This is a genomic window from Neobacillus nitrireducens (assembly GCF_030915405.1).
In the GTDB taxonomy this organism is placed as follows: domain Bacteria; phylum Bacillota; class Bacilli; order Bacillales; family Cytobacillaceae; genus Neobacillus.
The window spans coordinates 2082753-2109658 of record NZ_CP133262.1 but is presented as its reverse complement, the minus strand read 5'-3'; the positions used below and the strand labels follow the sequence as shown (position 1 = coordinate 2109658).

Annotated in this window: 24 protein-coding genes; 19 read left to right on the top strand and 5 right to left on the bottom strand. The window is 37.2% G+C overall.

What is annotated here, in order from left to right:
- The first annotated feature begins 1 nt into the window (after nucleotide 1).
- Together RCG22_RS10185 and RCG22_RS10180 are read left to right on the top strand one after the other, a co-directional pair.
- Nucleotides 2–1414, top strand: coding sequence for a glycosyltransferase family 2 protein (locus tag RCG22_RS10185; protein WP_308106730.1), 1413 nt, complete (start codon nucleotides 2–4; stop codon nucleotides 1412–1414).
- Nucleotides 1411–4668, top strand: a complete 3258-nt coding sequence (locus tag RCG22_RS10180; protein WP_308106729.1) for a hypothetical protein — start codon at nucleotides 1411–1413, stop codon at nucleotides 4666–4668. The genes RCG22_RS10185 and RCG22_RS10180 overlap by 4 nt, the downstream gene beginning before the upstream one ends.
- A gap of 28 nt (nucleotides 4669–4696) precedes the next feature.
- Here RCG22_RS10180 and RCG22_RS10175 read toward each other — a convergent pair whose 3' ends face one another.
- From RCG22_RS10175 to RCG22_RS10165, 3 genes are all read right to left on the bottom strand, one after another.
- The gene (locus tag RCG22_RS10175; RefSeq protein ID WP_308106728.1) at nucleotides 4697–5302 is read right to left on the bottom strand and encodes a YitT family protein; all 606 of its coding nucleotides are present in this window, start codon (nucleotides 5300–5302) and stop codon (nucleotides 4697–4699) included.
- Nucleotides 5303–5407: 105 nt separating this feature from the next.
- Nucleotides 5408–6415 (bottom strand): inorganic phosphate transporter, encoded by a 1008-nt coding sequence (locus tag RCG22_RS10170; protein ID WP_308106727.1) that lies wholly within the window; start codon nucleotides 6413–6415, stop codon nucleotides 5408–5410.
- Between the two features lie 11 nt (nucleotides 6416–6426).
- Nucleotides 6427–7044, bottom strand: coding sequence for a DUF47 domain-containing protein (locus tag RCG22_RS10165; RefSeq protein WP_098260780.1), 618 nt, complete (start codon nucleotides 7042–7044; stop codon nucleotides 6427–6429).
- A 329-nt stretch (nucleotides 7045–7373) separates the two neighbouring features.
- Here RCG22_RS10165 and RCG22_RS10160 point away from each other — a divergent pair, with 329 nt between their 5' ends.
- On the top strand, nucleotides 7374–7631 hold the full coding sequence (locus RCG22_RS10160; protein WP_308106726.1) for a GlsB/YeaQ/YmgE family stress response membrane protein: 258 nt from the start codon (nucleotides 7374–7376) through the stop codon (nucleotides 7629–7631).
- A 48-nt stretch (nucleotides 7632–7679) separates the two neighbouring features.
- Here RCG22_RS10160 and RCG22_RS10155 read toward each other — a convergent pair whose 3' ends face one another.
- A complete protein-coding gene (locus RCG22_RS10155) occupies nucleotides 7680–8603 on the bottom strand; it encodes an RluA family pseudouridine synthase (RefSeq protein ID WP_308106725.1) in 924 nt (307 codons plus the stop codon).
- 109 nt (nucleotides 8604–8712) lie between these two features.
- Here RCG22_RS10155 and RCG22_RS10150 point away from each other — a divergent pair, with 109 nt between their 5' ends.
- From RCG22_RS10150 to RCG22_RS10140, 3 genes are all read left to right on the top strand, one after another.
- On the top strand, nucleotides 8713–9099 hold the full coding sequence (locus RCG22_RS10150) for a YhcU family protein (protein ID WP_308106724.1): 387 nt from the start codon (nucleotides 8713–8715) through the stop codon (nucleotides 9097–9099).
- A 207-nt stretch (nucleotides 9100–9306) separates the two neighbouring features.
- Entirely contained in the window at nucleotides 9307–11049 is a 1743-nt protein-coding gene (locus RCG22_RS10145; RefSeq protein WP_308106723.1) for a phospho-sugar mutase, read from the top strand.
- A gap of 51 nt (nucleotides 11050–11100) precedes the next feature.
- Nucleotides 11101–11823, top strand: a complete 723-nt coding sequence (locus tag RCG22_RS10140) for an SDR family oxidoreductase (protein ID WP_308106722.1) — start codon at nucleotides 11101–11103, stop codon at nucleotides 11821–11823.
- 110 nt (nucleotides 11824–11933) lie between these two features.
- Here the strand turns inward: RCG22_RS10140 and RCG22_RS10135 are convergent, their stop codons facing one another.
- The gene (locus tag RCG22_RS10135; RefSeq protein ID WP_308106721.1) at nucleotides 11934–12188 is read right to left on the bottom strand and encodes a YhdB family protein; all 255 of its coding nucleotides are present in this window, start codon (nucleotides 12186–12188) and stop codon (nucleotides 11934–11936) included.
- Between the two features lie 150 nt (nucleotides 12189–12338).
- Here RCG22_RS10135 and RCG22_RS10130 point away from each other — a divergent pair, with 150 nt between their 5' ends.
- The 13 genes from RCG22_RS10130 to RCG22_RS10070 all read left to right on the top strand — a co-directional run bounded on the left by RCG22_RS10130 (nucleotide 12339) and on the right by RCG22_RS10070 (nucleotide 26899).
- A complete protein-coding gene (locus RCG22_RS10130) occupies nucleotides 12339–13325 on the top strand; it encodes a M14 family zinc carboxypeptidase (protein WP_308106720.1) in 987 nt (328 codons plus the stop codon).
- 91 nt (nucleotides 13326–13416) lie between these two features.
- Nucleotides 13417–14832 carry a SpoVR family protein gene (locus RCG22_RS10125; protein ID WP_308106719.1) on the top strand — a complete coding sequence of 472 codons (1416 nt, stop codon included), beginning with the start codon at nucleotides 13417–13419 and terminating at the stop codon, nucleotides 14830–14832.
- Between the two features lie 124 nt (nucleotides 14833–14956).
- Nucleotides 14957–15709, top strand: a complete 753-nt coding sequence (locus RCG22_RS10120; protein ID WP_308106718.1) for a GTP cyclohydrolase II — start codon at nucleotides 14957–14959, stop codon at nucleotides 15707–15709.
- A complete protein-coding gene (ribD, locus tag RCG22_RS10115) occupies nucleotides 15702–16808 on the top strand; it encodes a bifunctional diaminohydroxyphosphoribosylaminopyrimidine deaminase/5-amino-6-(5-phosphoribosylamino)uracil reductase RibD (protein WP_308106717.1) in 1107 nt (368 codons plus the stop codon). Before RCG22_RS10120 ends, ribD begins: the two co-directional genes overlap by 8 nt.
- Nucleotides 16808–17380: a 5' nucleotidase, NT5C type gene (locus RCG22_RS10110; protein ID WP_308107125.1), complete on the top strand. Its 573-nt coding sequence runs from the start codon at nucleotides 16808–16810 to the stop codon at nucleotides 17378–17380. Before ribD ends, RCG22_RS10110 begins: the two co-directional genes overlap by 1 nt.
- 780 nt (nucleotides 17381–18160) lie before the next feature.
- The gene (locus tag RCG22_RS10105) at nucleotides 18161–19336 is read left to right on the top strand and encodes a hypothetical protein (protein ID WP_308106716.1); all 1176 of its coding nucleotides are present in this window, start codon (nucleotides 18161–18163) and stop codon (nucleotides 19334–19336) included.
- Between the two features lie 109 nt (nucleotides 19337–19445).
- Nucleotides 19446–20402, top strand: a complete 957-nt coding sequence (locus RCG22_RS10100) for an NAD-dependent epimerase/dehydratase family protein (protein ID WP_308106715.1) — start codon at nucleotides 19446–19448, stop codon at nucleotides 20400–20402.
- Nucleotides 20383–21333, top strand: coding sequence for a lysylphosphatidylglycerol synthase transmembrane domain-containing protein (locus RCG22_RS10095; protein ID WP_308106714.1), 951 nt, complete (start codon nucleotides 20383–20385; stop codon nucleotides 21331–21333). The genes RCG22_RS10100 and RCG22_RS10095 overlap by 20 nt, the downstream gene beginning before the upstream one ends.
- Nucleotides 21330–22778: an alkaline phosphatase family protein gene (locus tag RCG22_RS10090; RefSeq protein WP_308106713.1), complete on the top strand. Its 1449-nt coding sequence runs from the start codon at nucleotides 21330–21332 to the stop codon at nucleotides 22776–22778. Before RCG22_RS10095 ends, RCG22_RS10090 begins: the two co-directional genes overlap by 4 nt.
- Before the next feature lie 3 nt (nucleotides 22779–22781).
- Nucleotides 22782–23561, top strand: coding sequence for a glycosyltransferase family 2 protein (locus tag RCG22_RS10085; RefSeq protein ID WP_308106712.1), 780 nt, complete (start codon nucleotides 22782–22784; stop codon nucleotides 23559–23561).
- Between the two features lie 93 nt (nucleotides 23562–23654).
- Nucleotides 23655–24407 (top strand): hypothetical protein, encoded by a 753-nt coding sequence (locus RCG22_RS10080; RefSeq protein WP_308106711.1) that lies wholly within the window; start codon nucleotides 23655–23657, stop codon nucleotides 24405–24407.
- A 38-nt stretch (nucleotides 24408–24445) separates the two neighbouring features.
- Complete coding sequence (locus tag RCG22_RS10075) at nucleotides 24446–25369, top strand: FTR1 family iron permease (RefSeq protein ID WP_098260798.1); 924 nt, start codon at nucleotides 24446–24448, stop codon at nucleotides 25367–25369.
- 69 nt (nucleotides 25370–25438) lie between these two features.
- Nucleotides 25439–26899: a glycosyltransferase family protein gene (locus tag RCG22_RS10070; RefSeq protein ID WP_308106710.1), complete on the top strand. Its 1461-nt coding sequence runs from the start codon at nucleotides 25439–25441 to the stop codon at nucleotides 26897–26899.
- Nucleotides 26900–26906 lie beyond the last annotated feature (7 nt).

Here is a 26906-nt window from a genome sequence, read left to right as displayed (position 1 = left end):
AATGATTGTTTTGCAATGGGGAGATGTGGTAACTTTTTTTGCGTGGTTTATAGCTATCTATATGGTCGTTGTCATTATTTTCTATTCTGCCATTTTGGTTATCTCATTTTTCCATCTTAGGAAGGAATATCAGCTGGATAGAGTTCAAGCCTATGAGGATTACGAGGATGAATTTTATACCAAGCCGGTATCCATTATCGTCCCAGCTTACAATGAAGAAGCTGGTATTATTCAGAGTGTGCGCTCATTATTAAGCGTTAATTACCCTACATTTGAAGTGATTGTGGTGAATGACGGTTCAACCGATCAAACACTTGAAAAAGTAATTGAACACTACGATATGAAGGAAATAAAACGAGTGGTAAGAAAACAGGTCGAAACAAAACCGATTCGTAAGATCTATCAATCAGCCATTCTGTCCAATTTGTTTCTGATTGACAAGGAAAATGGAGGGAAGGCGGACGCACTTAATGTGGGTTTAAACTTTTCCCATTACCCCTATTTTTGTTCATTAGATGGAGATTCAGTACTAGAACCGGATGCTTTTTTAAAGGTAATGAAGCCTATAATTGACTCGAACGAAGAGGTAATTGCCTCGGGCGGAAGTGTTCGAATCGCAAATGGTTGTCAAATCAAAAACGGGCATATTCAAAAAATTGGTTTATCGAATAATCCATTAGTCGTTATGCAAATCATCGAATATTTACGTGCTTTTTTAATGGGGAGAATTGGCTTAAGTCGTCATAATCTCTTATTAATCATTTCAGGTGCTTTTGGTGTTTTTTCCAAGCATTGGGTAATTACAGCAGGTGGTTATCGAACAGATACAGTTGGGGAAGATATGGAATTAGTCGTTAGAATCCATCGATTCTTAAAGGAAAAAAATATTAAGAAAAAGATTGTTTATGTACCTGACCCGGTTTGTTGGACGGAGGTTCCTGAAGACATTACTTTCTTACGCAGGCAAAGGAGACGTTGGCATAGAGGCCTGTTTGAAAGCCTATGGACACATAAAAAGATAACTTTTAACCCGAAGTACGGATTGATTGGTCTCATATCGTTCCCATACTTTTGGATCGTTGAATTTTTTGGACCTGTGATCGAGCTATCGGGATATCTATTTATGTTCTTCTGTTTATTTTTAGGGGGCATTTATGTTGAATTTTCTATTTTATTATTTCTTCTATCTTGTTTATACGGGTCTATTTTTTCCATGTCAGCGGTTCTGCTAGAAGAATGGAGCCTAACAAAGTATCCGAAAGTATCTGATATTGTTAAATTGTTTTTATACTCTCTAACTGAAACCATTTGGTATCGGCCGCTGACCGTATTTTGGCGTTGTGAGGGGATATGGCAAATGATAATGGGGGATAGAAGTTGGGGAGAAATGAAAAGAAAAGGTGTTTCTGAATGAAAAAACCTATGTATTTAATCATCTATACCATTCTTTTTTTGATAATTTTGACATGTCCTTTTTGGTTATGGAAAATTCAACCAGTAAAAAAGTTAAATGTGTTAATTGTCGACAAGACGGTCCCTAATTCTTCCTACAGGGAACATAAGGGGCTTGTTTGGATATTAAACAATGATAAATATTTTAAAAATGGACAAGTTCCTTATTCTGATACCGAGGATTACAGAGGTTTTAAACCGCAGGAGGGAAAGAAATATACAATTGCACCTCTGCCGAAGGATTTACAAAAATATGATGTTTTCTATTTAACGGATCAATACGGGGTATATAAAGAGGAGTTTTTCGGACAGAATCCGTCTGGAAAACGATCGAAAAAAATTTACGGCGGACTAAAATCCAATGAAATTAATCAAATTGAAAAGGCCCTTATCCAATCGAAGGGAAAGACGTTAATTGCAGAATTTAATACGTTTGCTAGTCCAACTTCAGAAACCTCCAAAGCGAAAATTTCTAATTTACTAAATGTAGAATGGTCCGGTTGGATTGGACGTTATTTTTCCGACCTAAATAGTAAGGAAGTACCTGAATGGGTAAAGAAAAGTTATCAACAACAAACCAAGAAATGGTCATTTACTGGTGAGGGATTCGTTTTTGTTAGTAAAAATAATTATGTTGTTGTTATTGGCAATAAAGAGGTTCAAGATGAGGGGCTGCTTTTTCAATTAACTAATAAAGGAAATAAATATTTTAAGAAAGATATTCAGGGGAATTATAAGTATTGGTTTGATATTATTGATGCTAAAGATCAGGATGAAGTTCTTGCTTCATATAAATTGCCGATTTCAAAAAAAGCCAAGGAAACACTTGAAGGTTTCGGTATTCCAGCAAATTTCCCAGCAGTCATTTATCACCAAAATGCAAAATACTCCTCCTACTATTTTTCAGGAGATTTTGCAGATGAATCCGATGTTCCTGCGATTTACCAAACAAAAGGGCTTGATGCATGGAAAAGAAATATAGGAGCAAACAACTCCTTTTATTGGAAAACGTACGTTCCATTAATGAAGGATATTTTAAAAAATGGATTGCACCATGTAGACAATCAAGAAAATGTGGAATTGGCAGAGAATGATGGGATTAAGATAAACAGCAAGACAGGAGATTCGTATATACAGGTCCGGAAGAATGGAAAATGGGAGAATCTTTTAATTAAAGGAGTGAATATGGGGATAGGAAAGCCAGGATACTTTCCTGGTGAGACGGCGATAACAAAAGAGGAGTACTTCCGTTGGTTTAAAGAAATTGGCGCAATGAATGCAAATGCTATCAGAATTTATACGCTTCATCCGCCTCAATTTTATGAAGCCTTTTATGAATATAATCAAATCGCGAAAAAGCCGTTGTATCTATTTCATGGTACATGGGTAAATGAGGAGAATCTTATTCATACTCAAGATGCATTTGCAAAGATTAATCTAGAAGATGCAAAGTTAGAAATTAAAAATATGATAGATAGTATACATGGTAAAGCAGTGATTCCTGACAGACCTGGACATGCTTCAGGTAGTTATACACACGATATTTCAAAATATGTAATAGGAATAATAGTCGGTACAGAATGGGACCCCGCGCTGGTCAAGAATACGAATGCAAAGCACACAAAAATTGGTCAATTTACTGGCAATTACTTTAAAACAGAAAAGGCAAATCCATTTGAAATTTGGTTGGCTGGCTTAATGGATTTTGCTGCTGATTATGAAGCGAAACAATACCAGTGGCAACACTCAATGAGTTTTACAAACTGGGTAACAACTGATTTGTTGAAACATCCGGCAGAACCGCTTGAAAATGAGGATATGGTTTCGGTTAATCCTAACCATATTAAAGCAGCCAAGCAATTTTCTTCAGGGGTCTTCGCTTCCTATCATATATATCCCTATTATCCTGATTTTCTTAACTATGAGAAGTCATACCTTAACTATGTCGATTCAAAGGGGAAGAAAAACAATTATGCCGGTTATCTAAATGACCTGCGTTCAGCCCATCAAATGCCTGTACTTGTTGCAGAATATGGTGTGCCGGCTTCAAGAGGTTTAACACATAAGAACGCTTATGGAATGAACCAAGGCCTTCATTCAGAGGAGGAACAAGGGGAAATTAATAGATATCTTTATCAATCGATTGTTTCTGAAGGTTATATGGGCGGGCTTGTCTTTTCTTGGCAGGATGAATGGTTTAAACGGACGTGGAACACTATGGATTTTGATAATCCGGATCGAAGGCCCTATTGGAACAACGTACAGACAAATGAACAGCATTTTGGTATCAAAGGTTTTGAACCAGGAAAAAAGGAACAAGTAATCCTTGTTGACGGTGTCACTAAGGATTGGGATTTGGCAGGAGTTAGGAAAGGTTATCTAGCCAAAGAAAAGAAAAAAACGATAAAGGAAGTTCGGTTTTCCTCGGATAACGGGTATTTCTATTTTCTTCTAAAGTATAATCGACCCGTTGATTCTGCTAACCAAGGAACTTTCCTGTTGCTTGATACCATCAATAAGCAAGGCCAAACCACTATATCATTAACAGATAAGAACTCTGTAAAGACAGACTTCGGTATTGACTTTTTGGTAAAACTGGCAGGAACTAATCATTCAAGGATATTGGTAGATAGTTACTATGATACTTTCTATTTTCAGTATGCGCACCTATTGAAGATGATTGACGAACAGGCTTATGTAAGCAAGAAAAATAATGGAGTTTTTCATCCAATTAGACTTGCCCTAAATAAAGAATTGAGGATTCCATCAACAAAGACGATTATTCCTTTTGAGGGCTACGAGACTGGAAAACTGAAGTTTGGAAATGCTAATCCCCAAAATAAAGACTTCGATTCTTTAACCGATATTAGTATCAGTAATGATAAGAAGGTTATTGAAGGCAGGATCGCGTGGCAGTTATTGAATGTTAAAGACCCTAGTTTAAAAGAAGTAATGGGAGATTTATGGGAAAGTGGGTTGGCAGGAAGTGCGGAGATTACTGGGATTAGGGTTGCTTTAGTGACAACAGAAAAAGGGGCGATCAAGCAAACATTGCCTAAAGCAGTTAATAATCAGCTTCAACAATCTGATGTATTTTTCTACAACTGGAATAAGTGGGAGAAGCCAACCTATTATGAACGATTGAAAAAATCCTATGGAATCATGGAAGAGGTCTTTAGAACGACGGATCTTAAGGTGAGTAAGAATACAGATTAAAACGCTGGCTTAGGTGCCAGCGTTTTTTTTAATAATACGGGAAATGTTCGTTCTTATTACCACTAACAGTTAAGGTTGTCATTAATCCAACGCAAATGATCGTAAGAAGGGAATAGAAGAACTTTTCTAATCCCACCACCTGAAGCCCACTCGTTATCACCAACCCATCAATAATGAATATGATGATGCCGACATTTACGGAAGTAAACTTAGTTAAAATCTGGGCAAGTAAATCTGTCCCACCCGTACTTGTTTCATAACGCAGCATAAGACCTATACCAACACCGACAAGTAATCCTCCAATTATCGTACTTGGTAATATACCCATATGGATTTTTCCATTCATGAATGAAAGAAAATCAATACAAAAAGAAGAAATGATAAGTCCGTGAAGACTATAGTAAAAATAACGTCTCTCAAAGATCCATGCTAGAACATATAAAGGAAGACTTAATAGAATAATACTCAGTCCAGTCGGCCACCCGTAAAAATAATGAATGATTAATCCTAAGCCAATTACCCCTCCATCCAGCAGGTGGTAGGGTACTAAGAACCCATTGACCCCAAGGCTCAGCAGCAAACTTCCTAGTAGCATAGCAACGATTTTTTCCTTCACAATTTCACCCCAAAACATGTCCTCCTAGATAAAATATGAAGGTTTCATCCATTTAGAAGTGATGTTACAAAAAAAGAGCCAGGAAAACGAGTCAAAAAAAACAACCAGAATCTCTGGTTGAATTTAAAAGAAAATATTCATTATGAAATAAATGATACCTGCTAATACGCTCGTTATTGGAAGTGTTATTACCCACGTAATTAACATCCGCTGAGCCGTACCCCATTTTACTCCTTTAAGACGATGGGATGCACCTACACCTAGTATCCCTGAAGAAATGACATGAGTAGTACTAACAGGTAAATGGATGAAGGTTGCTCCAAAAATAATCGCTGCACCCGTTAAATCAGCTGCAACACCATTTATTGGGCGAATCTTCATGATTTTCCCGCCCACTGTTTTAATGATCTTCCATCCGCCAATCGAGGTACCAAGCCCCATTGCAATCGCACAGGAAACCTGAACCCAAAAAGGGACTTCATCAGTTGTCAGATAACCATTAGCCAGCAACGCCATAGTAATAATCCCCATTGATTTTTGTGCATCGTTGGTCCCGTGTGAATAGGATTGCAAGGCCGCTGTAGCAATTTGGATAAAACGAAAGTTTCGATTGGTCTTAGTTAAATTAAAGTTCTTGAAGAAGACTTTAAAAAGGCTATAAACAATATAACCAACAGTAAATGCCAAAATAGGTGATAGAACTAGAGCTTCAAGAATCTTTAAAAAACCTTCATATTTTATCACTTCAAAGCCTTTGGCAGCAATGGCTGCACCAGCAATAGAACCGATAATTGCATGGGAAGAGCTGCTGGGAATACCATAATACCATGTGAGTAAGTTCCAAATAATAGCTGATAATAAAGCTGCAAAAATAACAATTGATCCTGTATGACCACCAGTAAGTGAGAATGGATCTACGATGTCCTTAGAAATAGTTTTTGCTACTCCAGTAAATGTCAATGCGCCAATAAAATTCATTACTGCTGCTAACAAAATTGCTTGGCGTGGTTTTAGGGCTTTTGTTGAGACAGAGGTAGCAATTGCATTTGCGGTATCATGGAATCCATTAATAAAGTCAAATGCGAGAGCACCAATTACAATTAATATTGTTAGAATTAATACAACGCTCATATTTTTGCTCCTTACGCATTTTTCATAATAATGGTTTCGAGTGTATTAGCAACCGTTTGGCAATAGTCTGCAATATCTTCAAGATTTTCGTAAATTTCCTTGTATTGAATAATACGAATGGGATCCTTTTCGACCGTAAATAAATTTTTAATCGACTGGCGCAAGATATTATCGCAGTTAGATTCGTAATCCTTTATTTTAATCGCATGTTCTCTAATTTGTTGTAACTTTTTATTAGAGAGCAATTCAACCGCTTTGTCAATTTCATGGACACTAGCTTGAATGGCATCCACAAATTTCTTCATATAGTCATCAGCATTTGTGATTGAGTACATTTCAAATAATGCTGCACATCCTTCAAGCCCATCGAGTACATCATCCATGCTCATCGCAAGATGAAGAATGTCTTCACGTTCAATTGGAGTGATAAAAGCATCATTCAATTCTTTGATTACTTCATGAACGAATGAATCTCCCTTTGTTTCAAGTTCCTTCATCTTCTCTGAGAAGATTTTCAAATCACTCACATTTTTTAGTTTGTAATCAGTGAAGAAATTTGCACTTTCTTTAAGGTTAGCAGAAATATGACTAAGTAAAACCATAAATTTATCAGCTTTTTTGAATGCCATGTTATTACCCCCATTTTCATATAAACAAGTGTTGTACACCAACCCAAATAATTTTATGGAAAAATGTCGAAAAAAGAAACAACTTCATAAAAAATTTACAAAAACTTAACATTAGAATGTTTTGAATAGTTTATTTTTATGTTATAGACTTTTTTAATTTTACCCAAATTCAATGATTTATGTATAAAGCTTACCTTGAAGGATTTTTTTCTTTTTGAGTATAAAATTAAAAATAGGGTATTTTAATGGTACAGGTAGCATGAAAAATGAGTTACTTTTCCAATACTACCTGAGACAAAATAATTGAATACTGAAAAGGAGTGTTCTGAATGAATTTCATTTGGGCATTAATTATTGGTGGGATTATTGGATGGTTAGCAGGTCTTATCGTTGGAAGAGATATACCGGGAGGAATCATTGGTAATATCATTGCAGGTTTTGTTGGGGCATGGCTTGGGACAGCGGTTCTAGGTGATTGGGGGCCAAGGGTTGCTGATTTTGCGATAATTCCAGCAATCATTGGGTCTGCAGTCTTAGCCCTGTTACTAAGCTTCATAATGCGATCCTTTAGAAGAACAGACAGATAAATAAACATTGAAAAAGCCTCCGATATCAGGAGGCTTTTTCAATGTTACTTAAAGTGAATAAATATCAATATCTTTAAAAATAATAGGTTGATCTAAAAATGGGGCGTGACAAATAATTCTTTCCTGAGTAAATGGATGAATAAATGTAAGCTTGGCAGCGTGGAGAGCTTGTCTTTTAACCAATGGTTTACCACCATACAAAATATCTCCTACAAGGGGATGGCCCAGATAACTTAAATGGACCCTGATTTGATGGGTTCTCCCAGTATCGAGCCAACATTTTACATAGGACAGTTGTTTGGCTTTGTCTACCTTTAAAACTATGTAATGGGTAAGTGCGTCCTGGCCTGTTGGAGAAACTCTTCTTTTTGTTGCATGATGGCGGTCCCGGCCAATTGCAGCCTTTATAGTTCCGTTGCTTTGCTTTACAACCCCATGAACCAAAGCAAGGTAGGTTCTTTTTATCTCTCGTTTTTCAAGCATATTATCTAAAATAGCGCCTGCTAAAGCATGTTTAGCAAAAAGAATAGCCCCTGAGGTATCGCGGTCTAATCGATGAACCTGGCGTATATTTCTTATTTCCCCATTTGCTTGCAGGTAATATTGAACCGCATTAACAAGAGTATTTATATCTGCTTTTGGGTCATTTGGATGAGTATTCATAAAAGGTGGTTTGTTGAGGACGATTACATGGTCGTCTTCATAAAGGATATCAACATTTAGGTAGTTGGGTGTGATTTGTAATTCTTCTTCCCCAAAAAGGTTAATTTGTAGCTTTGAACCCTGGCTGAGTGGGGTATTCCAATTAGCCGGGTCACCATTTACTAATACCTTATTATCCATTCTAAAAGAATGAGTCACTTTTTTGGGGGCCTCCCAAACATTCCGAAAAATATCTGCAACAGTTTTTCCATTCCATTCTAAAGGAATTGTTAGTTGAAACCAATCCCCTATTCGCGTTGTTTTTAGCATTTAATTCTCCTTCAGGTTATAATTACCACCGTAACTGCCGACTTAGTTATGTTATTCTAATGATATACAATTAGACAGAAATTAGCGATGGCAAAGGTGGGTTATATTAGTGAAAATTGTTTTTGCCTCGACACCAAGTCAAGAAAAGGAAATAAATGGGCTGGTGAGGTATATCTATTCGAATATTTTTCCTCTCTATTTTTCTGATGAGGAGATTTGTCAATTTGAACAATTAAAAGTTTTGCATACATCTGAAGATTTTAATACATTAAAAGATGCCTTTCTGGTAATGACAAGTATTCAAACATTAATATCTATTCTCGAGGCCACTCAACCCGATGGTCAGTACTCAATATTATTTGATAAAAATGTTGAGACGTTACAGGAATTTGGATTATTGTTTCCATTTAAATATGAGCATTTTCAAGAAGAAAGATGTATTAAAAATCATATGCTAAGTATTTATTCAAATGCTGATAATGAGTTGCTCATATAAAGAAGAAAAGTTCTGGTCTGCAAATTGCAGGCCTTTTATTTTTTTTATACTAATTATGACTAATTTTAATGTAATATAGTTAATGAAAGTAAAATAATCATTCGTTTAATACTGCGAAAATTGTCGGCTAATTTCAAGGCATTTTAAGAGGAGTAACAAAAATGAAATTAGAAACAATATAAGTAGACAGAAATTGGAGGGAATTCTATGGATTGGAAACAAACAGCTAAAGGTTGGATAGATTTTGAAGGATTAGATACTGAATTAAAAAGTCAATTAACTGAAATCTTCAAGGATGAAAGACAATTAGAAGAGGCTTTTTATAAGAATTTAGAATTTGGAACTGGTGGTATGCGAGGTGAAATCGGGGTTGGAACTAACCGAATGAACCTTTATACTGTGCGCAAAGCCTCAGCTGGTCTAGCTTCATACATAGAAAACCAAGGAATCGAAGCAAAACAACGCGGTGTTGTGATTGCATTTGATTCACGTCATAAATCGCCTGAATTTGCAATGGAGGCAGCTAAAACTTTAGCTTCAAAAGGAATCCAAACCTATGTTTTTGAAGAGTTAAGACCGACCCCTGAATTATCATTTGCACTTAGATACTTAAATGCCTTCTCAGGTATTGTCATTACCGCTAGTCATAATCCGCCTGAATATAATGGCTATAAGGTTTATGGCTCGGACGGTGGTCAGCTTCCGCCAGAGAGTGCTGATCAGGTTATTGCCAAGGTAAATGAGATCGAGAATGAATTACTAATAGAAGTTGACAGTGAAGAAAAATTGCAAGCTGCCGGATTAATTAAAACAATCGGTGCTGAAATTGATGATGCCTATATTGAAAAATTAAGAACTATTTCAGAGAATCCAACCCTTGCGGAAGAAACAGAGCTTAACATCGTCTTTACCCCTTTACACGGTACCGCTAATAAGCCTGTCCGTGCTGCGCTAGCTGCCTTGGGCTATAAAAATGTAACAGTAGTAAAAGAACAAGAACTTCCAGATCCGGAATTCTCAACTGTAAAAAGTCCTAATCCTGAAGAACATGCAGCCTTTGAATTAGCCATTCGCGATGGAAAAAAAGCAGGGGCGGATCTGCTCATTGCGACGGATCCTGATGCGGATCGGTTAGGAATTGCTGTTCTTAATCCTGAAGGAGAATACGTTGTACTCACGGGAAACCAAACAGGTGCACTACTTCTTGATTATATTCTTACGCAGAAAAAGGAAAAAGGAAATCTGCCGGAAAATGGAGTGGTTTTAAAAACAATTGTAACATCTGAAATTGGTAGGAAAATTGCTGCTGCTTATGGATTAGAAACGGTTGATGTCTTAACAGGATTTAAATTTATCGCTGAAAAAATCAATGAATATGAGGCAACTGGTGATCGGAAATTCTTATTTGGGTATGAAGAATCCTATGGATATTTGATCGGTGATTTTGCTCGTGATAAGGATGCGGTTCAAGCAGCCCTCTTAGCGACAGAAGTGTGTGCATTTTATAAAAAACAAGACATGTCCCTTTATGATGGACTGATGCAGGTGTTTGAAAAGTACGGGTATTATCAAGAAGGCCTTCGTTCCTTAACCTTAAAAGGAAAAGAAGGGGCAGAGACTATTCAACAATTATTAGCATCGTTCCGGAAGGAGCCCATTACAAGTCTTGGCGACTTGACTACTTCAACAACGGAAGATTACTTAACAAGCATTCGTGTAGCGAATAGCGGAGAAGAAAAAATTAATTTACCAAAATCGAATGTTTTAAAATATACTTTCACTGATGGCTCATGGGTTTGTTTAAGACCATCTGGAACGGAGCCAAAAGTCAAATTCTATTTTGGGGTAAATAGTTTAAGTCTTGAAGAAAGTAAAGCCAAATTACGTACGATTGAGAATGATTTTATGGAGTTAGCGGACAGTAAAATGAAATTGGTTCAAGAAATTTAGTTAATATTTAATAAAACACCTAGAACATCAACATGAAGGGAAGAGAAAAATATGCTTAAAGATCAAATTGCGATTGTTACAGGCGGGTCTCGAGGAATTGGCAAGGAAATTGCTGTGAAATTAGCTGAAAGTGGAATGAAACTTACAATTGTCGGGAGTTCTACACAAGTATCTGAAACAGCCGAAGAATTGAAGAAAATGGGTTATGACAATGTACTGCCAGTACAAGCGGATGTTTCCAAGGAAGAAGACATGAAGGCAGTTGTGAAAAAGACACTCGAAGCATATGGTTCAATTGATCTACTCGTAAATAACGCCGGGTTAGGCTTCTTTAAATTAACAGAGGAAGTCTCATTGGAAGAATGGAAAAAGGTGTTTGAAGTAAATGTTCAAGGTGTATTCCTTGCTACAAAGGCTGTTCTCCCGCATATGAAAGATCAAAAATCAGGAACAATTATTAATATTTCATCTGACGTTGCCCGTTATACCATTCCTAATGGGGCAGCCTATACTGCAACTAAATATGCAGTTCAAGGATTTTCCGGCTCAGTTGCCCAAGAAGTCAGGGAATACGGAATTCGTGTAGGAACCATCAATCCAGGCATGGTTGATACGTATTTCGCAGAATCTACTCAAGGTTTACCTGAAAAAGAAGACTGGTTGAAGGTAGGGGATATAGCGAATGCTGTGGTATACATGGCTTCTGCCCCTAAACATATGATCATCGATGAAATCGTGATCCATCCATTCGCTCAACAATATCCAATTGCTTAATCATCCGGAAATTTTAAAAACACGGCCTCCAATCTGGAAGCCGTGTTTTTTGGTGGAATTCATTGGTCTGGTGATAAAAGTTTCTTTGGCTGAAGTATTCACCATACATTTTAGGAAAGACTATACATCGGTATCCCACTCGGGTCAGGCTGAACGGTTTCATTCGCATGGTCGATGTAGCGCAAAAGATTATATAATTTGGTTTCAATCACACTGTAATCACGTTCGAAATTATAGGCATGCAGGAATTGTTCAATTCTTTTTGATAAAAATTGGTCTTTTGTTCGTACCATTAAAATCAGCAAATTATCCCACTCGGAACGATGTGTGTAATATAACGCTCGATCATAATCCATTTTATTCATTTGTTTATCTCTCCTCCTTATTAGGAGTTGAGATTATTGTATGATATTTTGACGATAACTTTCACAGAAAATGTTGGACACCCAATGATTACGCTGTTTTCAACATTTACCTGTATATATTGTTGTTACTTTGAACAAGGTGGAGGTCAGATGATTAAAATTATTACTTGTGTTATCCTCTTTTTTACCTTTCAACACAATAATGTCGTAAGCGCTAAAATTGTCAAAGCAAATAAACCCTATACTTATGAAATGTTAGAAGACGATCTTGCAAAAATTCAAAAAAAGTATCCCAAGAAAATTAAAATTAAATCAATCGGAACCACTCACTTTAATCGGGATATTTGGGCAATAAAGCTTGGAAATGGGAAGAAAAATGTGGTTTTGATTGGTTCCCATCATGGGCGAGAGTGGCTGACAAGTATCTTGTTAATGAAAATGCTCGAGTCTTATGCGGCCTCTTATGATGAAAAGAGCCTTTTCGGATTCAAGTCCCATCATATTCTTAATGATGTATCCCTATGGTTTGTACCGATGTTAAATCCAGATGGTGTGGCCGTACAACAGCATGACCTACAAAGATTTCCGCCTACGCATCAAGAACTTTTGGTAAAAATGAATGGGGGCTCGACTAACTTTGAAGGTTGGAAGTCCAACGGATTGGGAATAGACTTAAACAGACAATACCCTGCCGGTTGGGCAAGTCTTAATAGAGACCCCGCTGCCCCTAGCAATAAATTTTATAAAGGAGAAAAACCATTAGAGGCCAAAGAGGTACGTTCGCTCACGAGGTTTATAAAAGAGATCAACCCTTCCATTGCCGTCGCATATCATACCGCCGGCAGAGAGATTTTTTGGAATTATAAAAATGGCAAATATCTGAAGCGCGACAAACTTATTGCAAAAAAAATATCAAAATTAACGGGTTATAAATTAGCGGAACCAGCTAAAGAGGCAGTGGGCGGCGGATTCACAGACTGGTTTATCACTACATATCATAGACCTGCTCTAACTATTGAAATAAGTTATCTCGTTGGTGAAACAAATCCGCCTTTATCTATTTTTACTAAAGAATGGAGACGAAATAGGTATGTAGGACTTAAGCTTGCTGCAGAGGCCAAAAAAATCCCTGATTAAATCCATACTTGCCTATTGTTTTTTCTATCTTGTTTCATCATTCCTCTTTTTACTTCATACATTGTGGTAAGAGGAAAAGGGGGAATGGCAAATGGATGTGGAAGGTCGTAATTCACTCGAATATGCGATTAGTGAAATCACTGAAATAGCAACCGGGTTTGGTTTAGATTTTTATCCGATGCGTTATGAAATTTGTCCTGCCGAAATTATTTATACATTCGGTGCATACGGAATGCCGACCCGATTTTCACATTGGAGTTTCGGTAAACAGTTTCATAAAATGAAACTTCATTATGATTTAGGGCTAAGTAAAATTTATGAATTAGTAATCAATTCAAATCCTTGCTATGCATTTTTACTTGATTCCAATACACTCATTCAAAATAAACTAATTGTTGCCCATGTGTTAGCACATTGTGATTTCTTTAAAAACAATGTTCGTTTTCAAAATACAAAGCGCGACATGGTCGAAAGTATGGCAGCCACCGCTGAAAGGATTCACCAATATGAAATTCAATACGGAAAAAAAGAGGTAGAAACCTTTCTAGATGCAGTACTGGCCATTGACGAACATATTGACCCATCACTTATGAGACCTAAGCTATCTTGGTCGATTGGAGACCACGAGGAAGATGAAGATCATGAAACACTAGCAGCAACCCCATACGATGATCTATGGAAATTGGATGAAAAAGATAAAAAGGAGACGAATCAACCTCAGAAAAAAAGATTTCCACCAAGGCCGGAGAAGGATTTATTACTATTTATCGAAACATACAGTAGAGAGTTAACCGATTGGCAACGAGATATCTTGACGATGATGCGTGAAGAAATGCTTTATTTCTGGCCGCAGCTTGAAACGAAAATTATGAACGAGGGCTGGGCATCCTATTGGCATCAACGCATTCTTAGAGAAATGGATTTAACAAGTGGTGAAGCCATCGAGTTTGCTAAATTAAATGCAGGAGTTGTGCAGCCATCGAAAACAGGTATCAACCCATATTACTTAGGAATAAAGATTTTTGAGGATATTGAAGAACGTTATAATAACCCAACAGATGATATGAAGCGACGAGGAGTAGTACCAGGGTCCGGGCGTGAAAAGATATTTGAGGTCCGAGAAGTGGAATCAGATATTTCCTTCCTTCGAAATTATCTAAATAAGGACCTTGTCATGCGTGAAGACATGTACCTTTTCCAAAAACAAGGAAGGGATTATAAAATTGTTGATAAGCAATGGGAACAAGTGCGTGATCAACTAGTAAATATGCGCGTAAATGGAGGCTTCCCTTACATCACTGTTAATGATGGTGATTATTTAAAAAATGGAGAACTATACTTAAAACACTGGTACGAGGGAGTGGAACTAGACGTGAAATATCTAGAAAAAGTTCTCCCTTATATCCAGCAGCTATGGGGAAGACCTGTTCATATCGAATCAATGATTGAAGACAGAAGAATGTTATTTTCTTATGATGGGAAAGGAGTCCATCGTAAATATTTGTAATTTATTCGGGCTATCTTGTACTATCAAGATAGCCTATTTTAATTTCTTCGCAATTGAGGATGGAATTGTTCATGAATGTATCGGTTAATGTAGTAAACACTATACTAAAAAGGGGATAAATCCGATGAAACAAACGCTCAGCCCTAATGTTCTCTCTGTATTAGAAGATAAAATTCAATTAATTAAAACACAAAAAGGGGCGATATATTTAGTAGGTCCGATCAGACTTCCAGTTAATTTATATGGAGAAACCGTAGTTTTTAAATGGTATTGCTGGCTAAACTGTGATGAAGTAACAGAGGATTTTGAACGAATAATTGATAAATTATCGTCAGCAAATTTAGCAGAATATCAACAATCCAGCGTTTTAGTATACGGGGACTTTGAATATGCAGACGATGCAATCATAAGATTTCATTCGATTTGCCATACGGGCGATATTTTTGGGAGCAAGCGTTGTGATTGTGGTTTCCAATTAAAACAGTCGATGAAAATGATCTCAGAACATGGTAATGGAGCCCTATTTTATCTAGCAAACCATGAAGGAAGAGGGATTGGTTTATTTAGCAAGGCTATGGCCTATGTTCTTCAAGAAAACGGGTATGACACGGTTGAAGCAAATGAAGGCCTTGGTTTTGTAGATGATTCCAGAAACTACGGAGATGCGATTCAGGTCCTTAAAGCACTGCGCTCTAAACCTATCACACTTATGACGAACAATCCTAAAAAGTTGGAGGCCTTAAAAAATGCCGGTTTAGAGGTAACAAGCAGAAAGCCTTTATGGGGGGATGTATCAGAGTATAACGAAAAATATCTGCAGACCAAAGTAAATAAATCTGGACATATAAGAGATAAGGGGAAAGGTCCAAATGACTAATCATGAATTCTATATGGAATTAGCACTAAAAAATGCAAAAGCAATGAAAGGCCAAACAGACCCAAATCCATTAGTTGGGGCTGTAATTGTGAATGATAACCGAGTTGTGGGAATAGGAGCCCATTTAAAGGCTGGGGAGCCGCATGCTGAGATTCACGCCATTCGCATGGCTGGCGAAGCTGCAAAGGGCGGGACCATCTATGTCACGTTAGAACCTTGTTCCCATTATGGCAGGACAGGCCCATGTGCGATCGCAATCGTAGAAGCTGGTATTGAAAGAGTGGTTATAGCGACACTAGATCCGAACCCTGTAGTTTCCGGGAATGGAGTCAACATCCTAAAAGATGCAGGAATCGAAGTGACAATTGGGGTTCATCAAGAGGAATCTCAAAGGATGAATGAAGTATTTAATAAATTCATCGTCGAGAAAAAACCATTTGTGACTTTAAAATCAGGAATTACTTTAGATGGAAAAATAGCAACTTACGCATCAAACAGTAAATGGATTACTTCGGAAGAATCCAGGAACGATGTCCATCATCTAAGAAATGAAAATATGGCCATACTCGTAGGCGTCAATACAGTAATAAAAGATAACCCTGAATTAACGACGAGAATTCCAAATGGGAGAAATCCAATTCGAGTGATTCTGGATTCTACTTTAAAAATTCCTTTAGAATCAAAGGTAATTACCGATAATCTTGCAGAAACTTGGATATTTACAAGTAAGAATTATGATCAGGAAAAGGAAAAAATATTAAAGTCTTTTGGAATAAAAGTTTTTGCAACGAATGGATTGGAAAAAGTTGAACCAGAAGAAGTTGTTCAAATATTAGGAGATAACCTGGTCTCCTCGGTGTTAATTGAAGGCGGAGGAAGTATTAACGCAGCTTTCCTTGAAAAGAAATGTATTGATAAAGTCATCCTCTATTTTGCACCAAAACTAATTGGTGGAAAGGATGCACCTACTTTCTTGGAAGGGGCAGGAATTGAGAAAATGGCAGATGCAGTGGATTTAATCGATACATCGATCATTAAAATAGGAAAAGACTTTAAATTTATTGGATATCCGAGTTATTCAAAAGAGGGAACTTTGTGATGAGATTTGGTTTTGATATTGATGATACCTTAATAAATCTGCGCGAACATGCCTTTAATATTTATAATCAAAGGTTGAATCAAAATGTACCAATCGAAGTTTTTCATAACTTAAAACGTGTTGAGATACATGAACCCTTTGGATTAGATGATGAACAAGGGAATGAAATGTGGCGCAGTTCTTTAGAAGAAATTTATTATACATCTTGTCCTCCTTTTCCAGATGCTGTTGAAACTTTACAACAACTAGAGAAGATGGGCCATGAAATTTATTATATAACTGCAAGACCAAAAGAGCATGGGGAACGAACGAAGAAATGGTTAAAAGAAAACGGTTTTCCTGTTCACGATGAGCGATTCTTTTATGGAATGCAGGATCATGAAAAGGTAGAAATCATTAAGAAATTAAATCTTGAATATTACTTTGACGATAAACCAGAGGTTTTAAATACATTATTAAACGAATCAATTAAGATTTTTCTCAGGGATCAATCCTATAATCGGCATTTAAATTTACCGAGAATAGTAAATTGGAGTGACCTTGAGGAAATCATTAATGAGAAAGTGAAATAAGAGTCGATTTTTATTGTGTGTTATAGCTATCTTGTCAGCCAAGATAGCTTTTTAGGCTGTCTAAGAAACTTTTGACAGCCTCTTATTTTCTATTAGAACTTTAACAAATCATTAGACTGTGAACATGTCTGTTGATTGGCGCTCCAGGCACTTCGCTTTCCGCGGGCGTTCCGGGGAGCCTCCTCGGCGCTAAAGCGCCTGCGGGGTCTCCCCTGTCCCGTACTCCCGCGGGAGTCTTCGTGCCTTCCGTGCCAATCAACAGAGTGTAATATTAATTTAATACCCTCAACTCATGAAAAAAAATAAAGAATAAGCGATGAAGTCAATGTTTAAGCCCAAAGAGGCGATGTTGATAAAAAGGGTTTATAAAGCCTATTCCCGTTAAAAAGTCACTGCCGAGGTCAATAAGAAGGAGCTATTCCGCGACCTGTCAAAATAAAAAGATTGCAACACAATTAGTAGGGAAAGTATGTCGCGATGCTTTAGGTTGTTTTACCTCCCTGTTGATTGGAGCGGAAATCAACAGGCCCATTAGCAGGTACAATGAATAATTTAATGCTGGGAAATAAAAAATTGCCAAGAAAAATAACCTTTCCCGACAATCTGTAAAGCTATCTTGTAAGCCAAGATAGCTTTTTAATATAAATAGGTTGAAAAAGTGACTAATTTGTTACAAATTAATAAACCGGTTGACACTGATAATCATTCTCTTTATAATCATAATTGTGAATGATAATCATTATCAAATATAAAAATTATACAAACCGGGGGAGAATCACGATGTCAATCAAATTTAAACTTCTAGCAGCAATGGCAGCACTTTCATTAGTTCTTGGTGCTTGTGGGAAAGCGGAAGAAACCGCTAGTAAACCAAAGGTAGAGAACAAGGAAAAAGCATCAGAGAAGAAAGAAGCTGAAGAAAAAGAAAAAGTAGAGTATTCTGTTGTATTTACAGAAGCTGTTACGGAACTGGAAAAAGCAAAAGAAGGAAAAGAAGTAGATTTTGATAAAGTTACAGATTTATATAATAAGAATTTAAAAGAGTTGGTTAAACAGCGAGACGCAGAATTTGAAGACACAATCGATGAAAAAATCACTACAGCCCTTACGGCAGGTAAAGACGGTTCAATGGACAAAGTAGTTGTCAAACAACTCTTTGATAAATTAATGCAAAAGGTATTTTATACATCTATTAAACACGATTTTACCGAAGTAACTGAAAAATGGGGTAAAACAGAAGAAGTGAATGAAGAACTAGAAGAAGCAAAAGGATATTATGCGATTCTTAAAACAACTGTAGAAAAACGTGATGCTGCATATGGAACTACCCTTGTAAGTGTAATTGATGGCGGATTTAGTGAAATTGAAACAGCGGTTAAAAACAATGATCTACTAAGCTTTAACCTTGGTAAGCAAGTGGTTGACAAAACATTAATGAAGACCTTCTATCTAGCCACTGGCGCACTTCCAAACGGATACGCGACAAAGACGGCTGCTGAAGCGGGGAAGGACGCAGCACTTGCTAAAGTAGAACAGGCCGAAGGCTGGGCATTCTTCCAATCTTTATCTAGCTATATGAACAAGAATGCACCGGAAGAAGCTGCATTGATTGAAAAACAATTTAATCTTGAATCTGATGTAAAAGCTATTGATCCAGCTGGTGTTAATAAAGCATTCGTTCGTGGCTTTGCGAAAACTGCCATTTCTGAGTATGGTGAAAGTAAAGAATTATTCGGTGAAGATAAAGCAGTTATTACTGGTTTAGAGGGTGCGTTATTTATTGATATCATCGGTGAAGATATCAAGACACTTCTTGGAGAAGATGCTTATAAGACGTTAACTGAAAAAGCACAGAAATATGTTGAAACAGCAAAAGCTAAAGATAAAGCTGCCGGTGAAGCACAATTGAACGAGTTAATTTCCACTCTGAATACAATCGTAGAAAAAGCGAAATAATGCAGAGGAAAAACCTTGGTTATTAAACACAAGGTTTTTCCTTTTTCTCGGATATGAGAGAATAGGCTATAAAATGAGTTGAAATGAGAAGGTATAGAGGTGTATTTCAGTGAAAGTAATTGTAACTGGGGGAGCTGGGTTTATTGGCTCTCATCTTACGCGGAGATTGTTAAAGGGAGGTCATGAGGTTTTAATCATCGATGAACTGCATCCGTACTATTCTGTTGCCAGGAAAAAACGACAGCTGGAATTTGTGCGTGAGGCAGGAGAGTTCGCGTTCTTTCAAAAAAGTCTTCTACATGACGAAGCGGAAGTAAAGGAAATCTTTCTTTCCTACAAGCCGGAAATGGTCATCCACCTAGCAGCAATTCCCGGTGTATCACATTCAATATCGGCCCCGAATGAGTATGTTGACTACGATATTAAAGCCACCGTTAATGCACTGCGATTTGCGGGTCAATCAAATGTAAAACATTTTATTTTTGCTTCTTCCTCATCGGTTTACGGTGAACAAAAGAACGCTCCGCTTCAAGAAGAGATGGCGATGGGAAAGGTGGTATCTCCTTATGCGGCAGCTAAGTTTGGGGCTGAATCGTTTTGTCATGCCTATTCATCATTATTTGACTATAAAATTTCCATTCTTCGCTTTTTTACGGTTTATGGACCATGGGGTAGGCCCGATATGGCCATTACAGGGTTTATTAAAAATTTGCTGCATAAAAAGGACATTACTTTGTTTGGAAATAGAACGGCTAGAGACTATACATATATAGATGATTGCATAGCGGGGATTATTAGCGCTTTTAACCAACCTGAAAGAGTCGGTACCTATAATATTGGGTCTGGTAAACCGATCTTTATTGAAGAACTAGTTGAGTATTTAAAGGAGCACTTCCCTGATGTAACTGTAAAACAAGGAGGAATTCGCCAAGGGGATGTCAATTCCACCTGGGCGGATATTTCGAAGGCACATCAACAGCTTGGATTTTCCCCATCTATATCTTTCTCAGAGGGACTTGCTAAAACGATAGAATGGGCCAAAAACCATGTTTCGGAAATCAGTTAAACCTTTGGTTAAAGTGACAGGAATAATCCTAGTAGGGATTTTTATCATGTTGTCATGGCGATATTTTCATGCTGAAAACTTCTTAAATAGTTCCAAAAAGTTTTTCTTGGATCATCCTTTGATTATCATCCTTGTTAGTGTGAGTTATCTATCCTCATTTATGCTAAGAGCTGAGGCGTGGAGATTATATCTAGGAAAGAAAGCCAAATTTATTAGCTGTTTACAAGGCATTCTCTTAAGTCTTTTTGTAAATCATATTACTCCTATCAAGGTTGGGGATGCGGTCAGGGTCGGGGTGTTGTCCTGGAAGGAAAAAGACATTACGCCTGATATTTCTGCCCATTCTGTAGTTGTGCTCAGATCGCTTGATATGTTGTTCCTGATGTTATTTTCCATGATCGGACTGGTTGCCTTTTCCAAAGTATTTATCTTCCACTTGTCTTTAGCAGTTGTACTTATTTTAGGTTTAAGCAGTCTAATAGGTGGATTTATATTCTTTAAATACTGTCCACACTTTGTGGAAAAGCATATCTTAATATTAAGAACAAACTTTAAGGGCTGGAATTTTGTTTATATTTTTTTCTTAATTGGATTAAGCTGGGCTATGGAAGGCGCTGTATTGTGGGGAGTAACAGCTTCGTTAGGTGATGGTCTTTCTATTTATAAAGCCATTTGGGCTAATTCTATTACTGTCGGCGGGCAGGTATTTCAAATAACGCCCGGAGGAATATCTACATACGAATCAGTCATGACCGCGGCACTAACAAGCTTTGGCTTTCCGATAAAGGATGGATATATGGTTGCTCTTATTAGCCATAGCTATAAGTTTATTTTCTCCTACTTTGTTGGGATTCTGCTTTTGATACTATCACCTGCATTAAATATTAGACAAATACATTTGTTTTTAAGAATGAGAGGAAGACAAAAATGAAAAAAGCATCTTCTTTTGAAAAAGTGGCGGCGAGGTGTTGGAACCTACTGAATGAAGGGAAGCCGTTTACTCCAATATTTACGATCGGTACCATGCTGATTTATTCCCTATTTAAGTTGGGATCCCTTTCTTACAGTTTAGATCTACTCTTAGGGTTATTAGCCATTTTACCTCTATTAATTATTTACTATCTCTACGATTTTCCGTTATTTCTTAGAAATTATTTATGGATCCCATTTATAGCCTTTCTTATCATTTGGGATCATGTGAATCTTAGTTTGCTTTTTACTGGCATCGGTTTATATTTCTTCTTTACAGTCTTTTTTTGGGGTACATTTTATTATCATTTGCGAATTGGTACCTCATGGCTGAATTTTACCCGATTCTGGAAGCTCGTTCTAAAAAATAGTGATTCAACAAGTGGGAATGCCCAAGAGCAACTGCCAAAGTTTCTGTTGTTATTATCACTTTGGAATTTGACTATAGAGAAGCAAACCTGGTCGGGAAGTGAAATAGGAGTCATCGTTTTCTTCTATTTAGGGATTCTATTATTTTCTTGGATTCTCCATAAAAATCTGTTCGATTGGAAGCCGAAGATTATCCCTTCCTTTACTTCTAATGTTGAAGAGCGGACAGATGCAATAAATAAGAAAGTTATTGTTATGGTCATTGATGGAATGAGGAAAGAGCGTTTTGAAGAAGCGAACACCCCTTTTCTCGATTATTTGAGAAAAAATGGAACAGACTATACTCGAATGGAAACCGTGTATCCAGCAAGAACCGTAGTTTGTTTTTCATCAATGTTTTCAGGGACTTACCCATTTGAACATGGAATCAAGTCGAATATGGTGTGGAAGCAGGGTATTAAAGTTGAGAGTGTATTCGACACTTTAAGAAAAGTAGGAAAGAAGGGTTCATTACTAGCGGTCGCCCATCTCGTTGATTCCTTTGGAAAGGACGTAGAGACATATACAGCGGTGATGCACAATGATCTGGTCGATCGTAAAATTATTGAACGAGCGAAAAATATCATGGAAGAACAAAATCCCGATTTGCAAATTGTGCAATTAATAAGTACAGATCAAACTGGACATAGCCGGGGAGTATTATATGACGAATATATTCAAAAAATTGAAGAGGCTGACGCTTTAGTTAAAGAATATTTTGAGTGGTTAAAAGCGAGAGGTATGCTTGAAAATTACACGTTTATTGTTTGTGCTGACCATGGTCAGGCTGATGGGATTGGCGGACATGGCCACCTCGATGAAGGTGAAAGATTCGTACCATTCTTTATGTATGGTTCGGCCATTGAACAAGGAAAAAGTGTGGAGGAAAAACATAGTTTAGTATCCCTTGCTTCAACGATTTCCTATTTGTTAGGAGCACCATATCCTAGTCACAGCCGTGGACCAGTATTAATAGACGCAATAAGGAAGGATGTTTAATCAATGGAGCAGCAAAAAGTAATTGTCTTTCTTCCTGCTTTTAATGAAGAAGAGTCGATTGCCCAAGTCATTCAGAAAATACCAAGAGATTTCGACCCAAAGGTGAAGGTTGAAGTTTTGGTCATAAATGATGGATCAAATGATCGAACGGTAGAACGATCCTGGAATGCTGGAGCAGATTATGTTCATACCTTTGCTGAAAATCAGGGATTAGGTGCGGCTGTTCGTAAAGGGCTGGAGCTTTGTGTATTAAATGGAGCAGATATTGGAGTCATGATAGATGCCGATAATGAATACCCTGCTGAGCAGATTCCTGATATTGTTTCACCCATCTTAATGGGGACCGCTGATTATGTAATGGGTTCCCGTTTCCTTGGAACTATTAAAGGAATGAAGTGGAATAGAAGAATTGGAAATTATTGCTTTACGTTTCTACAAGCTCTTTTACTAAGAAAATGGATTTATGATGGACAGTCTGGGATGAGAGCTTTTTCTAGGCTAGCGATGGAAGAAGCAGAAATTGTTCATAATTACAATTATGCACAAGTAGTTACGCTAAATCTAATAAGAAAAGGCTTTCGGATGAAAGAAATCCCGATTCGTTATCAGGTCCGTAAAGCAGGGGAATCTTTTATCAAGTTTCGTAGTTATATGACATCGGTCTTGCCTGCCATTCTAAAAGAAATGAGAAGGCCGGTGAAAAAGGTGATCGATAATAGGACAACATCTTATGCAGAAGACAGGGAATTACACCTTAGCAGTGCAAGAGAGATTAATAAGTAAGATAAATATGTTAAATATGTGACATTCTAAATCCTTGCATTGACAGCGAGGATGATAATCATTATCATTATCCATGTAGGAGGGAAATACTTAATGAAAAAATTTTTTGGATTATTTTTTACTTTTGCATTAATTTTTTGCAGCATGCCTCTAAGTAGTGCTTTTGCCTATTCCTATGGCGATCCGAATGAGGAGAAGGTAGCTGAGGTCTACAAAGAGATGGTAGTGAAGCTTGATGAGAACCCTCCGAATTTCAATTCTGCTAAAAAGAACTTTGAAACTGTTAAAGAAGAGATTGATATGCATATGGGCCAAGAGCCTGCTAAGTTAATTCTGAGTAACCTAAAAGATAAGGACAAAGAAGCTACCATTAACAATATGGAAAAACTTCTGGTTTTAAATATTGCCAGGCGTCTCGAGAGCATTGAAAAGGACTTTGCTGAATACGACACAACGAAGCGACTCCTTGCTAAAGCTTTTGCTACATACGATGCGTTGTCACCTAAAGTGGAAGCAGAAAAACCTGAGAATGATAAGAAAATCAGAACGGATTTTGATCAGGCCCTTGAAGCATTGGGGAATCCAGGCTTATTTGGTGTCGGAAAAAAAGAAGCAAATTTAGATGGATTTAAGAAGAATAAAGACGAAATTCTAAATTCATTGAAAACTGAATTCAATTTAAAAAGTCTCGAAGTCGGGCATTTTTCTGAAAGTGCAACAGAATCAGGAACTGAAAAAAAAGACTGGACGGATATTTCGAATATCCGAAACTGGATACCGCTTGTATTAATTGCAGCGATAATAATTGCGGTAATCATCGTTGTTATCCGTAGAAGAAGGAAATAGAAATAAAGTGACAACACCATTGGGGAGGGGAAGCAGCTGTGGAAATTCAGGCTCTATTAATCACATTTCGTGAAGTGTTAGAGGCTTTATTAATTGTTGGCATAATAACTACCTATCTGAAAAGAGTGGACCATAAGCAGTATAATAAATATGTTTGGTTAGGAGCAGGTCTGGCAGTTTTGGCAAGTGTTGGGGTAGCCCTCCTATTCCAAATTGTGTTTACAGGATTTGCGGCAATGGGAAGCGAAATGTACTTGAAAATAGGCATAATGCTCGTTTCAACCGTATTATTAACCCAAATGGTCTTTTGGATGGCTAGTCACAGCCGTGATTTAAAAGGGAACATGGAAGGGAAAATGAATAAGTTTATTTCTACTGGTAATGTAGTGGGCATGGTAATCCATTCATTTCTGGTTGTCCTTCGTGAAGGGGTAGAAACCGTATTCTTTTTTGCCGCAATCACAGGTGGAAACATCGGTGCAGCCATGCAGGGGTGGGGCGCGCTAACTGGTGTAGCCATAGCCATCGTTGTCTCCTATTTGTTCTTTAAAGGAACGATGAGAATACCATTGAGCACTTTCTTCAAGCTCACCGGTGCGTTTATTATTCTTATATCTGCCGGTCTGTTAGTACAAGCGATTTCCATGATGCAGGACCTTAATATCATTGGCAGTGTTCTTCCTCATGTTTATGATCTTACTTGGTTCCTGCCGGAGCACCCGATTGATTACACACATTATCTTCGTGATACCGGTTCGGCTCCGCTTTTATCTGGGGATATTGGAATATTTCTAAAAGCACTGTTCGGCTATTCTTCCATGCCATCTATTGAAGAAGTACTGGCTTATATTGGATACTTTGCCGCCATTTTATTGCTAACCTCTTCCAAACCTGCAGGAAGAAGGGAAACTAATAAAACGAATTCAAAGACAAGCAAGATTCTAAAGACAGAAGTGAAATAAATTTTTGAACATGTAAAGTACAAGGCTGCTGCCTTGTACTTTTTCTCTAGATGGGGTGGTGGATATTTATTGTTCAAAAGTGATTGGAAGAATACCTTTTTAATAGTGATAAGTACTGTAGCTATAATTATTGTTTTTATATCTCAACTTTATTTTATTAATCCATATACCGCCTCGTGGGATCAGGTAGATTTTGCCCTTGCCGTGAAGCGCTATGATTTAATGGCCATGCAGCCGCACTTCCCAGGATATCCGTTTTTTATTTTGGGCGGAAAATTCATTCATTTGTTTGTGATGAACCCATCAAAAGCATTAACGATTTTTAATGTCTTTTGCTATGCTAGTTCTATTTTTCCCATATATAAGTTGTCCAGAAGATTTATAAAGAGATCCTTTGCTAGTTTATCTACAGCACTTATATATTCAGCAAGCTACAGTGTTATTATGATAAATCAGCCAATGTCAGAAGGAGCAGCATTGGCTGCATTTTGGTGGTATTTATGGAGCCTTCTTTTTGCTTTCAACAAAAATAATGTAAGAATCTTAATCCCGTTAGGTTTTTTGAGTCTTATGCTAGGAATTCGCCTTTCCTACATGCCCTTTGCGATTGGTATAATCTTTCTGTTTCATTGGAAATTAAAAAGAGATTTTTTAAAAATGAAAGAGATCATCTATTACTTGATCTTAGGAGTCATCTTTCAAGCCATATGGGTAATTGGTCTTGTCATTTCTGAGGGGAGTATCATTGGCTTTATTAAGCTTTCTTTAGCGTTTACCAGTGGTCACTTCAATGATTGGGGAGGAACGGTAGAGGCAGCTGATATTGGTTTTGTTGATAGATTTCTCCTTTTTTCCTTAAAGAATATCTTATGGACAGGGATTGCAACGGAATCAGTGCTTAGTGCTGTCATTTATATTTTCTTTCTTATTTATATATTTTATAATGCATTCAAGAAAGTAAAAAAAAGATGGCCATTTATGAACCTCCTATATCTATTATTTAGCAGTTATTTTGGGTGGGCGCTATTGGCTCAAAATGTTGAAAAAGCTAGGCATGTGCTCCCGCTCTCGGCCTTGTTGATATTTTTCCTGTGTATACGTCTTTTTTCAGAAAGAATCCCTTTTTTAATAATGGGACTCAGTATTTTCGTCCTATGCCATCAGGTGAATCAAAATGTGACCCTTTTAAAGGCAGAAGCTAAAGAACCTCCAGCTGTCTACCAAATGAATACATATATTGAGAAAATGAATGAGCCTGTTATACTCTACACATGGGAAGAAACGAGGGTGCTGCAGTATTTAGATGTTCCATATATACACAAAAGGATAGAAACCTATCAATATTTCCGGTATGATGCAAAATATTTCCAAGGCAGGACAGTACTACTTACTGATAAAGTAATTCAAGGATTTAGGTCACAAGGTATTTCAATAGATGGGAAAATCAAAAAGATAGCAACTTTTCATTCCAACGAGCTTTTTGAACCGGTTTATCATGAAATAATTTTATATAAATGGATGGCAAAATAAACTAAGT